The organism is Cellulosimicrobium sp. CpK407 (assembly GCF_051844275.1).
Classification (GTDB): domain Bacteria; phylum Actinomycetota; class Actinomycetes; order Actinomycetales; family Cellulomonadaceae; genus Cellulosimicrobium; species Cellulosimicrobium cellulans_G.
Window position 1 is genome coordinate 76,456 of the sequence record NZ_JBGNYC010000006.1, and the last position, 14,441, is coordinate 90,896.

Genomic DNA, 14,441 nt, shown 5'->3' on the forward strand with positions numbered 1-14,441 from the left:
GGATCAGCTCCTCGACGATGCGGGGCCGGTGCCGGAGAAGTGGACCTCCGGGTTGGGCGAGGCATCGCGTAGCGCGCGGGTGTAGGGGTGCTGGGGCTCGAGGATCACGTCGTCGGCGGGGCCGTGCTCCACGACCTTGCCGTGGTGCAGGACCATGATCTCGTCGCTGAAGTGGCGCGCGGTCGCCAGGTCGTGCGTGATGTAGAGGACCCCGAGGTTCGCCTCGCGCTGGAGCTCGGCGAGGAGGTTGAGGACGCCGAGGCGGATCGACACGTCGAGCATCGAGACCGGCTCGTCGGCGATGAGCAGCGACGGGCGCGACGCGAGGGCGCGCGCGATCGCGACGCGCTGGCGCTGACCGCCGGACAGCTCGTGCGGGCGGCGTTCCACGACCCCGCCGTCCAGGTGGACGCGGTCGAGGAGGCGGTGCACCTCGGCGTCGACCTCGTCCTTCGGGACCACGTGGTCGAGGCGCAGCGGGCGCTCGAGGTGGTGGCGGATCGTGTGGTACGGGTTGAGCGACGCGAACGGGTCCTGGAAGACCATGCGGATCTGCTGCCGGTAGCGGCGCAGCGCCCGTCCCCGGCGGGGGATGGGGGCGCCGTCGAGCAGGATCTCGCCGGACGTGGCGCGCTCGAGCTGCGTGAGGATCTTCGCGATCGTCGACTTGCCGCTGCCGCTCTGCCCGACGAGCGCGACGGTGCGCCCCGAGGTGAGCGTGAAGCTGACGTCGTCGAGCGCCAGCAGGTCGCCCGAACCCCGGACCTTGTACTTCTTGCTGACGTGCGAGAACTCGAGGGTGGTCATCAGGCCTGGCCTCCTGCGCTGGTCGTGGCAGTGCTCGCGGCCGTGGTCGCGGGCTCCGACCGGCCGCGCACGAACCCGCCCCGCTCGCCGGTGAGGCTCGGGAACGAGCCGAGGAGCGTGCGCGTGTACTCGTGCTGGGCGTGGTGGTAGATGTTCGCCGCGGTGTCGAGCTCGACGATCCGTCCCTGGCGCATGACCGCGATCCGGTCGGAGATCTCGAGCAGCAGCGGGAGGTCGTGCGTGATGAAGATGACCGAGAAGCCGAACTGCTTCCGCAGGTCCGAGATCTGCTGGAGGATCTCGCGCTGCACGAGGACGTCGAGGGCCGTCGTCGGCTCGTCCATGATCATGAGCTGGGGCTTGAGCGCCAGGGCCATGGCGATCATGACGCGCTGGCGCATGCCGCCGGAGAGCTCGTGCGGGTAGGAGCGCAGTCGGTCGCGTCCGACGCCGACGAGGTCGAGGAGCTGGGCGCTCTCCTCGGTCCGCTCGGCCTTGCTCATGCGGGGGCGGTGCGTCTCGAACACGTCGCCGAGCTGCTTGCCGATGGTCGCGACGGGGTTGAGCGCGTTCATCGCCCCCTGGAACACCATCGACGCCTTGTCCCAGCGGAACCGGCGCATCGCGTCGTCGTCGAGCGCGTTGAGGTCGACGTCCTCGCCCGACTCGTCGTGGAAGATCGCCGATCCCGAGGGGATCACGGCCGGCGGCTTGAGCAGCCGCTGGATGCCGTACGCGAGCGACGTCTTGCCGCAGCCGGACTCGCCGGCGAGGCCGAGGATCTCCCCGCGGTGCAGCGTGAGGGAGACGTCGCTGACGGCCTCGACCGGCGGGTCGACGTCGTAGACCACGCTGAAGCTCGAGACGGTCAGCAGGGGTTCGGTGTTCACTCGTCCTACCTGTTTCTGTGCGGGGGGCTGGGCCTCGGTGACCTCACTCGGCCGGCTTGAGCTGGGTGAGGATGAGCACCGCGGTCGGCTGCGTCGGGTCCGCGTTGATGTACGGGTCGTCGTCGCTCGGCCAGCCGACGTAGTTGCGCGTGTTGAACTCCGTGATGAACGGGCGCGTGCCGATCGGCATGACCGGGACCTGGTCCACGAAGATCTTCTGCGCCTCCGCGATGGCCGTCGCGCGGTCCTCGTCCGTCGTCGCCGCGAGGTACGCGTCGAGGGCGGCCGTGGCCTCCGGGCTGTCGAAGCGGCCGAAGTTGTAGTCCGCGGCCTCACCCACCGGCTTGAGCCAGCGGGCGTCCATCGTGTCGCTGTAGATGTCGTACGGCGTCGCGCCGGTCTCGGTCCAGTGCAGGATCGCGTCGAAGTCGCCGGTGCCCTTGGCGGCCCACCACGAGTCCGAGTCGGGCGTGTCGACCGTGGCCTCGACGCCGATCGCCTTGACCGACTCCGCGATGAGGCTGATGCCGGTGACGTAGTCGTTCCAGCCCTGCGGGACGCTGAGCTGGAAGGTGACGGGCTCGCCGTCGGGGTCGATCAGGGTGTCGCCCTCGAACGTGTACCCGGCGTCGGTGAGGACCTTCTTGGCGCCCTCGACGTCGACCTCGTACTCCTCCCCCGCGAACTCGTCCGAGATGAACGGGTCGCCGGCCGGGGTCGGCAGTCCCGTGACGGAGGTGAGCAGCGGGACGCCGCCCTCGCGGGCGATCTGCTGGTGCTGCTCGCGGTCGATGACCATGTTCACGGCCTGGCGGAACGCGACGTCGTCGAACGGCTTCTTGGTCGTGTTGACGAACATCGCGTCGATGCCGAGGCCGGCGGGGGCCCAGTACACGTTGTGCTCCGGGTCCTTGTCCACGAACGCCGACTGCACGTTCGGGAGGAACGCCTGCGCCCAGTCCGCGTCGCCGTTGGCGAGCGCCGTCGTCAGGGCGCTGTTGTCGTTGTAGGAGACGTAGTACAGCGTCGGGACCGCGAGCTCGCCGCCCCAGTAGTCGTCGCGCGCGTCGAGCTGGACGCTCTCCGTGCTGAAGCTCGTCAGCGTGTAGGGGCCGGTGCCGACGGGGTCGGGGTTCGTCTCCGTCGTCGGGTCGGCGACGCCCTCCCACACGTGCTTCGGGACGACGAACCGGTGCAGCACCTTGTCCTGCTTGGCGAACATCGGCGTGCCGAACGTGACGGTGACCTTGTCGCCGTCCACGGCGACGTCCGTGATGTCGAGCGCCGCGGTGTTGAGCTCGGGCGTGTCGACGAGGATCTGGTACGAGTACGCGATGTCGTCGGCCGTGAGGTCCTTGCCGTCACTCCACTTCACGCCCTCGCGGGTCGTGAGCGTCACCGACGTGTAGTCCTCCGACCACGTGATCTCGGACGCGAGCCAGGGGCGGATCTCGTCCGACGGGTCGACGACGTTGACGATGCCGACGGGCTCGTAGATCGCGTTGACGTAGCCGAGCTTGAGCGCGGACGAGTCGCCGATCCACGGGTTGTTCGACTCGGTCGCGATCGCTCCGTCCGGCTTGGCGATGGTGAGGGCGGCGCCCTCGCCGGAGCTGGTCGTGCTGTCGTCGTCGTTGCCGCCGGACGACGAGCAGCCGGTCAGCACGAGTGCTGTCGCGATGCCGAGGGCGATCGCGGAGGCCTTCAACCTCATGAATCTCTCTCCTTCGAGGGAACTTCGTCCCCGGCGCGGTGCCGGGGCGGTCGAGCATGCGTGAGTACTGCGTGAGAACTGCGTGGGGCGCTGGGTCGCCCGGGTGGACCGCGGTCCGGCTACTCCTGTTCCGTGGTGCTCTCCTGCACCCGGACCGCGGTGTCCAGGCGGAGGTCGTGGACGGAACGCCCCACCCGGAGCCGGTAGGTCCCGGCCGGGAGGTGCCAGCGTCCGCTGTCGGTGTCCCACACCTCGAGCTGACGGCGGGGGACGGTCACGGTGACGTCGGCGGAGGCCCCCGCGGCGACGTCGACGACGGCGAACCCGCCGAGCCAGCGGACCGGTCGGTCGCGCTCGGCGACCGGGGCCGACGCGGGCGCGACCGGAGGTTCGACGTAGACCTGGACGACCTCGCGGCCGTCGCGGTGCCCGGTGTTGGTGACGCGGACCGTGAGGGTCGCGTCGCCGTCGGGAGTGCGGGCGGGGAGATGGTCAGGCTCGCCGGACGCGTCGTACGACCACGTCGTCCAGCCCAGCCCGTGCCCGAAGGGTGCGGCGGGGACGGCGCCCGAGCGCTCCCACGCGCGGTAGCCGACGTGGACGCCGTCGGCGTACTCGACGACCCCCTGGTCGGGGACCGCGTGCGGGACGGGGACGTCGGCCTCGTCGGCCGGGAGCGTCCAGGGGAGGCGGCCCGCCGGCTCGACGACGCCCGCGAGGACGTCCGCGATCGAGTGCCCGGCCTCCTGGCCCGGGAACCACACCCACAGCACGGTGCGCGCGCGGTCGAGCCAGGGGAGGAGCACAGGGGCGCCCGCGTTCACGACGACGACCGCGTCCGGGTCGGCGTCGAGGACCCGCTCGACGAGCTCGTCCTGACGGCCGGGCAGCGCGAGCGACGTGCGGTCCCAGCCCTCGGACTCGACCTCCTCGTTCGTCCCGACGACGACGACGGTCAGGTCGGCCGCGCGGGCCGCCTCGACGGCGTCGGCGATCTCCTGCTCGACGCTCGGCGCCGGGACGCGGTGGCGGAGCTCCGCGCGGACGAGGTTCCCGTAACCCTGGGCGCGCGTGACGAGGAGCGACGCCGTGATCCGCACGCGGCGCGGCGCGTCGACGTGCACGGTCGTGGGGACGCCCGCCGGGTTGTTGATCGAGGAGTCGAGGATGACCTCGACCCCCGAGCGGCGGTCGTCCTCCGCGACGACGACCCCGTCGATCTCGATGGTGTGACCCGGGACCGTGCCGACCTCGAGCACGTGGTCCCCGGGCTCGTCGAGCAGGACGTCGACGTCGAGCACGACGGTGTCGACCTCGGCGGGCAGGTCGCGCAGGAACCCGTCCCAGCGGGGCAGGACGGACTTGCGGAGCGTCGCGCCCTCGGCGTCGAGCCAGGTCATCGCGACGGCGGCGCCGTCGGCGCTGCGGCCCTCCACGTCGAGCCGCGGGGCGAACCGGCGCGCGTCGCCGCCGCGGGCGACGGTGAGCGTGGCGTCGGGCCAGCGCGCGGCCAGTCCCTCGGCGGGCGTGACGACGTGCGCGGGGTTCACGGTCGAGCTGCCGCCGCCGAGCACGTGCGGGCGCACCGCGTTGGGGCCGACGAGCGCGATCGACCGCGGTGCCGGACGGTCCCACACGGGGTTCGCGACGTCCGAGCGCAGGACGACCGTGCCGGCGGCGGCGGTGCGGCGCACGAGCGCGCGCAGGTCGCCGTCGTGCGTGACGGGGCGGGCGGGCTCGTCGAGCGCTCCGACCCGGCGCGCGAGCAGGAGGATGCGCGCGACCTTGTCGTCGATCTCGCTCTCGGGGACGCGGCCCTCCTCGACCGCGCGGACGAGGGTGTCCTCCCACGGGCCGCCCGGGCCGGGCATGACGACGTCGAGGCCGCCGTTCGCGGAGAGCTCGGTCGTGTGCGTCGCGACCCAGTCGGAGACCACGGCGCCGTCGAACCCGAGCTCGTCCTTGAGGACGTCGGTGAGCAGGTGCCGGTGCCCGGTCATGGGACCCGACTCCACGCCGTCGTCCACCTGGTTGTACGCCGCCATGACGGACCACGCGCCCGCCGCGACCGCGTCCTCGAACGGCGCGAGGTAGACCTCGCGCAGGGCGCGGGGGTCGACGTGCGACACGTACGACGTGCGCTCGGTCTCGGAGTCGTTGGCGACGTAGTGCTTGACGCACGCGGCGACGCCCTGGTCCTGGAGGCCGCGCACGACGCCGGTGCCGATCTGCGCGGTGAGGTACGGGTCCTCGGAGTAGCACTCGAAGTGCCGGCCGCCGACGGGCGTGCGCTGGATGTTGACCTGGGGCGCGAGGACGACGTCGACGCCGTGCGTGCGTGCCTCACGGGCGAACGCCTGCCCGGTCTCGTGCGCGACCGCCCGGTCCCACGTCGCGCCGATCGCGCTGGGGGACGGGAAGAGGATCGAGGTCTCGCCCTCGACCTCGCTCGTGCCGCGGACCCCGACGGGGCCGTCGGACATGACGACGGGGCGCAGCCCGAGCTCGTCCTGGGCGTGCAGGCGCCACATGGACCGGCCGGTGAGGAGGCGGACCTTCTCGCGGAGGGGCAGCCCTTGCGCACGGGTGCGCAGGGTGGCGAGCTCCGCGGGGTCGCGCTCTCCCGCGAGGGACTGCGATGTCACGTACGTGCTCCTCGTCGTCGAGTCGTCTGTCGAGCGGAGAACTTACCGTGCAGTCAGTAAGTTGGCAAGAATCTGCGTTTCCCCAGGTCAGATCGATATCTCACCGTGACCTTTGCCGAGAACGCGGCTCGGAGGCGCTGCCGCGTGCGTAGGATCACCCCGGACGGCGACGGACCGAGGACGTGCTCGGTGCCGGGGCGCCGACGTCGGCGCCGACCGTGGCGCACCGGGCACCACGACGAGGAAGTGACGAGGCGATGACCACGAGCAGGCGGCGCCCCCGCGTGCGGGAGGAGACCCTCCGGCGCCGCGAGGAGATCCTCAAGGCCGCCATGGCGACCTTCGGGAGCAAGGGCTACCACAACGGCCCCCTGGCGGAGATCGCCGAGCAGGTCGACATGACCCACGCCGGGATCCTCCACCACTTCGGGTCCAAGGACCATCTCCTCCTCGAGGTGCTGCGCTACCGCGACGAGAGCGACGTCGCCGGCCTCGACGGGCAGCACATCCCGGGCGGCATCGACATGTTCCGCCACCTGGTCCGCACGGCGTTCCTCAACGCGCAGCGCGCCGGGATCGTGCAGACGTACGCCGTGCTCTCCGCGGAGTCCGTGACCGACGACCACCCCGCGCGCGCCTTCTTCGAGGGCCGGTACCGCACGCTGCGCAGCGAGGCCGTGGAGGCGTTCGAGGCGCTGTGCGCGGAGCGGGGCGTCGCGGTCCCCGCGAGCGTCCGGCACGCGTCGGCGTCGATCCTCGCCGTCATGGACGGCCTCCAGGTCCAGTGGCTCCTCGACCCCACGCAGGTCGACCTCGGCGAGGCGAGCGAGTTCGCCATCGAGGCGATCGTCTCCGCGGTGCTCGACCCGCGCCCGTCCCCGCTCGGGGCCGTCCCGGTGCCGACGACGGAGAGCGGCGCCGCGGACGCCGTGGACGTCGACCTCCCCGTGGAGGCGGCGACCGCCTGACGGCGGCCGGCGTCGCGCTCCGGGCGGTCCGGCGGCCGCGGTCCTTCGGTCCCGGAGGGTCGCGGACCACAGGCCCTGGTCTGCCGCGGCGGGCGACGGCGAGGATCGAGGTCGTGCAGACCCTCGCCCAGGCGTTGACCACCCAGTCGGAGGCGGCCCGGAAGAAGGTCGGCTCGGCGAGACGCCCGGCGCGCTACCTCGTCGCCGCGATGCTCGCGGGCGCGTACATCGGCGTCGGGGTGGTCCTCATGGTCGCGACCGCCGGGCCCTTCCTCGCGGCCGGGTCTCCGGGGGAGCGGCTGGTCGCCGGAGGCGTGTTCGCGGCGGCCCTGACCCTCGTCGTGTTCGCCGGGGCCGAGCTCGCGACCTCCGCGATGATGATCCTCGCCCAGGGCGTCGCGACGCGCGCGGTCCGGGTGCGTGACGCCGTCCTCACGCTCGGGCTGTGCCTCGTCGGCAACCTCGCCGGCTCGATGCTGTTCGCGTTCGCGGTCACGCAGGCCGGGGTGCTGCACTCCAACGCGCCCGCGGGCGAGATGGTCGCGTCGATGCTGCGGGCGAAGGCCCACGAGACCGGCGGCGAGCTCTTCTTCCGCGGCGTCCTGTGCAACCTCCTCGTGTGCGCCGCGATCTGGGCCTGCGGTCGCCTGCGCTCCGAGGCGGGCCAGGCGATCGTCCTGTTCTGGGCGATCCTCGCGTTCATCGCCTCCGGCTTCGAGCACGTGGTCGCCAACATGACGACCTTCTCGCTCGGTCTCCTCGGCGGCCTGGGCCCGACGACGTGGGCCGACTTTGCCCGCAACCTCGCCTGGGTCGGTCTCGGCAACCTCGTCGGCGGCGCCCTCGTCGTCGGCCTCGCCTACGTCGTCGTCGCCGGCCCGGTGCGAGAGGCCGGGCGGGGTGCGCCCTCGACGGTCGTGGCCTCGGGACCGGTCGTGCTCCCGATGCCGGCGATCCGGCGCGCGACCGCGCCCCTCGACCGGAGCCACCGCGCGGGCTGACGCCGCGCCGCCCGGGCCCGCATGGCGGGACGGGCTTGGCCGGACGGCGGGACGCGTGCGTATCATCGATCGACCCACAAGCACCCGGCGGGCCGTTGAGAGAGACGGAGGCCGGCGACAGATGGAGCAGCACGTGGCACTTGTCGTGCAGAAGTACGGCGGTTCGTCGGTATCCGACGCCGAGAGCATCAAGCGCGTGGCCAAGCGCATCGCGCAGACCAAGAGGGCCGGGCACGACGTCGTCGTCGTGGTCTCGGCGATGGGCGACACGACGGACGAGCTCATCGACCTCGCGCAGCAGGTCACCCCCCTCCCGCCGCAGCGCGAGATGGACATCCTCCTCACCGCGGGCGAGCGCATCTCGATGTCGCTGCTCGCGATGGCGATCAACAGCCTGGGCGTCAAGGCGAAGTCCTTCACGGGCCAGCAGGCGGGCGTCATCACCGACGCCGTGCACGGCAAGGCGCGCATCGTCGACGTCGTCCCGCACCGCATCCGCGAGACGATCGAGCGCGGCCAGGTCGCGATCGTCGCGGGCTTCCAGGGCGTCACGCAGTCGACGAACGACGTGACGACGCTCGGCCGCGGCGGGTCGGACACGACCGCCGTCGCGCTCGCCGCCGGCCTCGACGCCGACGTGTGCGAGATCTACACGGACGTGGACGGCATCTTCACGGCCGACCCGCGCATCGTCCCGAGCGCCCGCAAGATCGACCGCATCACGTACGAGGAGATGCTCGAGATGGCGGCGAGCGGGGCCAAGGTCCTCGCGCTGCGCTGCGTCGAGTACGGCCGCCGCTACGGCGTGCCGATCCACGTGCGCTCGTCGTTCAGCGGCAAGGACGGCACGTTCGTCAGCGCGGACGCCTACTCCGCGCCGCAGCCGGCCGTCGGCGCTGCCCCCAGCTCTGCAGACCTTCCCGAGGAGACCGTCATGGAAGACCCGATCATCTCCGGCGTCGCGCACGACCGCAGCGAGGCCAAGATCACCGTCGTCGGGGTGCCCGACGTCCCCGGGACCGCCGCGCGCATCTTCGAGGTCGTCGCCGGCTCGGGCGTGAACATCGACATGATCGTGCAGAACGTCTCGGCCGCCCGCACGGGCCTGACCGACATCTCGTTCTCGCTCCCCGAGGGCGACGGCCCGGCCGCGATGTCGGCGCTGTCCGCGCTGCAGGGCGAGATCGGGTTCGACTCGCTGCAGTTCGACGACCAGATCGGCAAGCTGTCGCTCGTCGGCGCGGGCATGAAGTCGCACCCGGGCGTCTCCGCGAAGCTCTTCGGGGCGCTGCGCGACGCCGGCATCAACATCGAGATGATCTCCACCTCGGAGATCCGCATCTCCGTCGTGACCCGCGAGGACTCGCTCGACGACGCGGTGCGCGCCGTGCACACCGCGTTCGAGCTCGACGCCGCCGACGGCGAGGCCGTCGTCTACGCCGGCACCGGCCGCTGAGAGGACGAGGAACCATGAGCACCGAGAACCGTCAGGGCCTGCACGTCGCCGTCGTCGGCGCGACCGGCCAGGTGGGCGCCGTCATGCGCCGCCTCCTCGACGAGCGCGACCTGCCCGTCGCGAGCATCCGCTACTTCGCGTCGGCCCGCTCCGCCGGGTCGACGCTCCCGTGGCGCGGGACCGACGTCGTCGTGGAGGACGTCGCCGCGACGTCGACCGACGACCTGCGCGGGATCGACGTCGCCCTGTTCTCCGCGGGCGGCACGACCTCGAAGGCGCAGGCCGAGCGCTTCGCCGAGGCGGGCGCCGTCGTGATCGACAACTCGTCCGCGTGGCGCATGGACCCGGACGTCCCGCTCGTCGTGTCCGAGGTGAACCCGGGCGCGCTGCGCGAGGCGCGCAAGGGGATCATCGCCAACCCGAACTGCACGACCATGGCCGCGATGCCGGTGCTCAAGCCGCTCGCGGACGAGGCCGGGCTGGAGCGCCTGATCGTCGCGACGTACCAGGCCGTGTCCGGCGCCGGTCTCGCCGGTGCGGAGGAGCTGCGCGCGCAGGCGGTCGCGGGCGCCGCGGCGGAGGGCACGGGCGCGGGCCTGGTCGGGCTCGTGCACGACGGCGGCGCGGTCGCCTTCCCGGAGCCCGCGGTCTTCCCGCGCAACGTCGCGTTCAACGTCGTCCCGATCGCCGGGTCGATCGTCGACGACGGGCAGGAGGAGACGGACGAGGAGAAGAAGCTCCGCAACGAGTCGCGCAAGATCCTCGGCCTGCCGGGGCTCGCCGTCGCGGGGACCTGCGTGCGCGTCCCGGTGTTCACCGGCCACTCGCTCGCGATCCACGCGGAGTTCGGGAACGCGATCACGCCCGACCGGGCGCGCGAGATCCTCGCCGCCGCGCCGGGCGTCGTGCTCGCCGACGTCCCGAACCCGCTCGCGGCGGCCGGGAAGGACCCGTCGTTCGTCGGCCGCATCCGCACCGACCAGTCCGTCCCCGACGGCCGCGGCCTCGTGCTCTTCGTCTCGAACGACAACCTCCGCAAGGGCGCCGCGCTCAACGCGGTGCAGCTCGCGGAACTCGTCGCCCAGGACCTCGACGCCGTCCGCGCGGCGTTCACCCCCGCCCTCGCGAAGTAGAGCCCCGGACACCCGAAGCCCCGGTACCGCGAGGTAGAGCCCCGGTACCGCGAGGTAGAGCCCTGGTCATCGACCAGGGCTCTACGTCGTGGTGGGAGGTCCAGGGCCTCAGCCCCCGACCAGGCGTGCCATGTTCTCGCCGTCGGCGAGGCCGACGATGTTGCCGGCCGGGTCGGTGAACCAGGCCCCGTCGCCGCCCTCCATGAAGCCGCGCACGATGCCCTTGTCGTCCTGGTCGAACCCTTCGTAGCGCTCGAACGTCACGCCCTTCGCGGTGAGCTCGTCGACGACCTGGTCCACGTCGTCGACGGTGAGGTGCATGACCGTGAAGGCGGCCGGCCGATGGTCCTCCTTCGGGTACACGAACACGTCCGAACCGCCGCCGAGGTGAAGCACCAGACCACCCCCGTCGTCGAGTGCCGTGACGGGGAGCCCGAGGGTTCCTCCGTAGAAATCGCGCGCCGCGTCGAGGTCGTCCGCCGAGAAGCTGGAGAACCCGCGCCGAATGGTGACCATCGTCGTCTCACTCCTTCGTGACCGCCGGCGGCCGGAGGGCGTGACCCGCCGCGGACGCCGGATCCTCCCAGGGTCCCACCGCCGGGCCGCGGTGGGTACCGCCCGGAGCGGGTGATCGTCGCGCTCAGGGCGTGCGGCGGGTGCCCAGCGTCGGCGCGAGCACCCAGAGGGCCGCCGCGGCGAGCACGTGCCAGGCGGCGTGACCCTGGAGCGTGACGCCGAGGGGTCCGCTCGCGTCGCACAGCGGCCACCCGGGGCGAGTGAGCGTCCCGACCCCGCCGCCCACGGCGAGCAGCGCGAGCGCGGTGACGGTGCGGCGTCGGACGGCGGGGCGACGCCACGCCCGCAGGACGCTCGCGCCCACGGCGACGACGGCCGCGACCACCTGGGCCGTGGTCGACCACGGGGGCGCCACGGCGGCGAGCACCACCCCGAGCAGCGTCGGGGCGACCCACCACCAGGTCCGCAGCCGGCGGCCCGCGAGGTCCGCGACGGCGTCGGCCGCGACGAGCGCGAGCGCGCCGAGCAGGGGCGGGTCGTGCGCGACGGGGTCCGGGCGACGGCCCGTGCTGGACCACGGACCCCGCCCCGATGAGAGCGACCAGGATCCCGAAGGCGACGCGCGGGCGCGTGGTCGCGGCGGCGTCGGGCCGAGGCGTGCCCGACGACGGACTCGGGCGGGGGCGCAGCGCCGCCACCACGACGGCCGCGCCCGCGACGACGAACGCGATGCTCGTCCACGTGCTCAGCGGCTCGGCCCAGGGCGTCCCGCCCGCGAGCTCGCACGCTGCGTCCACACCGCCTCCCGCGAGGTAGAGCCGTGGTCACTCCCAGGGTGCCTCCTCGCATGACCCACCCTCTACCTCGCACGACCCACCCTCGACCTCGCGCGACCAGAGCTCTATCTCGCGGGACCAGGGCTCTACCTGGGCGTACCAGGGCTCTACCTCGCGCGGACGGGGTTGCGGGACCGTCGACATCTGTGGTTCATTAGTTAGGTAATGAACCGCAGAAGGCGCGAGGCGGGAGAGGATGGGGCCCATGTTCGACGGACCGGAACCCATCTACCTCCAGATCGCGCAGATGATCCGGGCGCAGGTGCTCGCGGGCGAGCTCGCGGAGGAGGAGCAGGTCATGTCGACCACGCAGTTCGCGACGACGTTCCGCATCAACCCGGCGACGGCCGCGAAGGCGTTCGCCGGGCTCGTCGACGAGGGCGTCCTGTACAAGCGGCGCGGCCTCGGCATGTTCGTCGCCCCCGGGGCGCGGGAGCGGCTGCTCGCCGACCACCGCGCCCGGTTCTTCGACGAGGTCCTCGCGCCGGCGCTCGCCCAGGCCGACCTCCTCGACGTCCCGACGGCCGAGATCGTGGACTACGTCCTCGGCCGGCCGCGCCCCGCCGGACCCGGCACCGGCGGCGCCCCCAGCACCGGCCCGACCACCGACCCCGCCCCGAGGTGAGACCCGTGACCGCCCGGCCCACCAGCCGCCCCACGGACCAGGACCCGACCGCCGGGACCACGACCTCGGCCCCGGCGCCGTTCGCGGCCGAGGTGCGCGACGTCGTCGTGCGCTACCCGCGCAGCGACGGCGTCCCCGCGCTGGACCGCGCGACGCTCACGGTCCGCCCGGGCGTCATCACGGGCCTGCTCGGCCGCAACGGCGCGGGCAAGACGACGCTCGCGGCCCTGCTGGCAGCCTTCCGCCGGCCCACGGCCGGGACCGTGCGGGTCGGGCCGGCGGGCGACCTCGAGGACCCGTTCGAGAACGTGTGGGCGACCGTGCACACCCAGCTCGTCCGGGAGAGCGGCGACGTGCGGGAGACCGACAAGGCCCGCGACACGCTCGAGTACTACGCGGACCTGCGCCCGCACTGGGACGCCGACCTCGCCGCGCGCCTGCTCGACGAGCTTGAGGTGGACGTCCGCAAGAAGCCGAGCGAGATGTCGCGCGGCAAGCGCTCGGCGCTCGGCGCCGTCATCGGCCTCGCGGCGCGCGCGCCGCTCACGATCTTCGACGAGGTCTATCTCGGCATGGACGCCCCGAGCCGGTACGCGTTCTACGACGCGCTCGTCGCGGACTACGCCGAGCACCCGCGCACGATCCTGCTGTCGAGCCACCTCATCTCCGAGGTGGAGCGGCTCTTCGAGGACGTCGTCATCATCGACCGCGGGCGTGTCCTGCTCGCCGAGAACGCCGACGACGTCCGGGCCCGGGGCGTGAGCCTCACCGGCCCCGCGGAGGTGGTCGAGCGGCACGCCGCGGGCCGCGAGGTGCTCGCGCGCCAGCGGCTCGGCGGCACGGCCCAGGTGACGCTCTTCGGCACGTTCGCCGACGACGAGCGGGCGGCCGCCGCGGAGGCCGGGCTGGAGGTCGGCGCCGTCCCCGTCCAGGACCTGTTCGTCCACCTCACCCGCGCCGGTCGCGACGAGGCGGGGGCGCGGCCCGACACGACGGAGGAGGCACGATGACCGCCACGACCCACCGCACCGCCGAGCGCCGCGCCCTCGAGTCCGCCGCCCACCGGCGCGGCGTCAAGGCGGTCGCCCGGTACTTCATCGGCGGCACCTGGTACGTCGGGGTCTGGTTCTGGGCGATCGCGCTCGCGGTCGGGGCGCTCATCCTCTGGATCATGCACCGCAACGACGACGTCAGCATCGAGGCGGTCGGGGGAGTCGCCGGCTCGGCGAAGTTCTTCCTCTTCGTGATGGGCATCATCCTGCCCCTCATGACGATCGCCGTGCACGTCGCGTCGGGCGGCACGCGCCGCTCGTACACGCACGGGCTGTGCATCGGCGCCGTCGTGTCGGGCCTGACGTTCGGCGTCGCGAGCGCGCTCGTCAAGTGGGGGGCGTGGTCGCTGTTCCGGGACGCGGGGTGGGCGACCGAGCCCGAGCTCGGGCAGCTCTACGGCGACGGCTCCCAGGTGGGCCTCGTGATCCTCGTCGAGGGCATCTTCTGCGTCGTGTACTACCTGGCCGGGATGGTCGTCGCCGCCGGCTTCTACGGGTTCGGGTTCCTGCGCGGGGTGCTCCTCGTCCTGGCGTCGCTCGTCCCCGTGGTGGTCGCCGAGGTCTTCCTCCGCTCCGGCTTCTTCGGTGACGCGCTCGCGCGCGTCGTCGGTCTCGACGGCACCCCCGTCGGGCTCGCCGTCCTCGGCGGGGCCGTCGGGGTGGCGCTCGCCGCACTGCTCCTGCGCGTCGTCCTGCGGGGCGTCGCGATCCGACCGGTCGAGTTCGCCGCGAGCGCGAGCGGCTGACCGGACGCACCGCACCCACCGTTCCCCGAGAGCCCACCGAGCGGCCCCGCGC

Annotated in this window: 14 protein-coding genes; 8 read left to right on the forward strand and 6 right to left on the reverse strand. The window is 72.9% G+C overall.

Features of this window, described 5'->3' with window-relative positions; genetic code table 11:
- Positions 1 to 3 precede the first annotated feature (3 nt).
- From ABWU78_RS04655 to ABWU78_RS04670, 4 genes are all read right to left on the reverse strand, one after another.
- Entirely contained in the window at positions 4 to 807 is an 804-nt protein-coding gene (locus ABWU78_RS04655; protein ID WP_439157693.1) for an ABC transporter ATP-binding protein, read from the reverse strand.
- Positions 807 to 1,697, reverse strand: coding sequence for an ABC transporter ATP-binding protein (locus ABWU78_RS04660; RefSeq protein ID WP_439157694.1), 891 nt, complete (start codon positions 1,695 to 1,697; stop codon positions 807 to 809). Before ABWU78_RS04660 ends, ABWU78_RS04655 begins: the two co-directional genes overlap by 1 nt.
- Before the next feature lie 43 nt (positions 1,698 to 1,740).
- Positions 1,741 to 3,411, reverse strand: a complete 1,671-nt coding sequence (locus ABWU78_RS04665; RefSeq protein WP_353708360.1) for an ABC transporter substrate-binding protein — start codon at positions 3,409 to 3,411, stop codon at positions 1,741 to 1,743.
- A gap of 119 nt (positions 3,412 to 3,530) precedes the next feature.
- Positions 3,531 to 6,056: a beta-glucosidase gene (locus ABWU78_RS04670; protein WP_439157695.1), complete on the reverse strand. Its 2,526-nt coding sequence runs from the start codon at positions 6,054 to 6,056 to the stop codon at positions 3,531 to 3,533.
- A gap of 257 nt (positions 6,057 to 6,313) precedes the next feature.
- Here ABWU78_RS04670 and ABWU78_RS04675 point away from each other — a divergent pair, with 257 nt between their 5' ends.
- The 4 genes from ABWU78_RS04675 to ABWU78_RS04690 all read left to right on the forward strand — a co-directional run bounded on the left by ABWU78_RS04675 (position 6,314) and on the right by ABWU78_RS04690 (position 10,614).
- Complete coding sequence (locus tag ABWU78_RS04675; protein ID WP_353708362.1) at positions 6,314 to 7,024, forward strand: TetR/AcrR family transcriptional regulator; 711 nt, start codon at positions 6,314 to 6,316, stop codon at positions 7,022 to 7,024.
- Positions 7,025 to 7,137: 113 nt separating this feature from the next.
- Positions 7,138 to 8,025 carry a formate/nitrite transporter family protein gene (locus tag ABWU78_RS04680; RefSeq protein ID WP_439157696.1) on the forward strand — a complete coding sequence of 296 codons (888 nt, stop codon included), beginning with the start codon at positions 7,138 to 7,140 and terminating at the stop codon, positions 8,023 to 8,025.
- A 133-nt stretch (positions 8,026 to 8,158) separates the two neighbouring features.
- Positions 8,159 to 9,481, forward strand: a complete 1,323-nt coding sequence (locus ABWU78_RS04685; protein ID WP_253053958.1) for an aspartate kinase — start codon at positions 8,159 to 8,161, stop codon at positions 9,479 to 9,481.
- Positions 9,482 to 9,495: 14 nt separating this feature from the next.
- The gene (locus ABWU78_RS04690) at positions 9,496 to 10,614 is read left to right on the forward strand and encodes an aspartate-semialdehyde dehydrogenase (protein ID WP_439157697.1); all 1,119 of its coding nucleotides are present in this window, start codon (positions 9,496 to 9,498) and stop codon (positions 10,612 to 10,614) included.
- A gap of 108 nt (positions 10,615 to 10,722) precedes the next feature.
- Here the strand turns inward: ABWU78_RS04690 and ABWU78_RS04695 are convergent, their stop codons facing one another.
- Together ABWU78_RS04695 and ABWU78_RS04700 are read right to left on the reverse strand one after the other, a co-directional pair.
- The gene (locus ABWU78_RS04695) at positions 10,723 to 11,130 is read right to left on the reverse strand and encodes a VOC family protein (RefSeq protein ID WP_253053954.1); all 408 of its coding nucleotides are present in this window, start codon (positions 11,128 to 11,130) and stop codon (positions 10,723 to 10,725) included.
- 124 nt (positions 11,131 to 11,254) lie between these two features.
- Positions 11,255 to 11,560: a hypothetical protein gene (locus ABWU78_RS04700; RefSeq protein WP_439157698.1), complete on the reverse strand. Its 306-nt coding sequence runs from the start codon at positions 11,558 to 11,560 to the stop codon at positions 11,255 to 11,257.
- 161 nt (positions 11,561 to 11,721) lie between these two features.
- Between ABWU78_RS04700 and ABWU78_RS04705 the strand changes: the two genes are divergently transcribed.
- The 4 genes from ABWU78_RS04705 to ABWU78_RS04720 all read left to right on the forward strand — a co-directional run bounded on the left by ABWU78_RS04705 (position 11,722) and on the right by ABWU78_RS04720 (position 14,389).
- A complete protein-coding gene (locus ABWU78_RS04705) occupies positions 11,722 to 11,946 on the forward strand; it encodes a hypothetical protein (protein WP_439157699.1) in 225 nt (74 codons plus the stop codon).
- Between the two features lie 225 nt (positions 11,947 to 12,171).
- Positions 12,172 to 12,591: a GntR family transcriptional regulator gene (locus ABWU78_RS04710; protein WP_253053950.1), complete on the forward strand. Its 420-nt coding sequence runs from the start codon at positions 12,172 to 12,174 to the stop codon at positions 12,589 to 12,591.
- Positions 12,592 to 12,596: 5 nt separating this feature from the next.
- Complete coding sequence (locus ABWU78_RS04715; RefSeq protein ID WP_439157700.1) at positions 12,597 to 13,601, forward strand: ATP-binding cassette domain-containing protein; 1,005 nt, start codon at positions 12,597 to 12,599, stop codon at positions 13,599 to 13,601.
- Positions 13,598 to 14,389 carry a hypothetical protein gene (locus ABWU78_RS04720; protein ID WP_439157701.1) on the forward strand — a complete coding sequence of 264 codons (792 nt, stop codon included), beginning with the start codon at positions 13,598 to 13,600 and terminating at the stop codon, positions 14,387 to 14,389. Before ABWU78_RS04715 ends, ABWU78_RS04720 begins: the two co-directional genes overlap by 4 nt.
- Positions 14,390 to 14,441 lie beyond the last annotated feature (52 nt).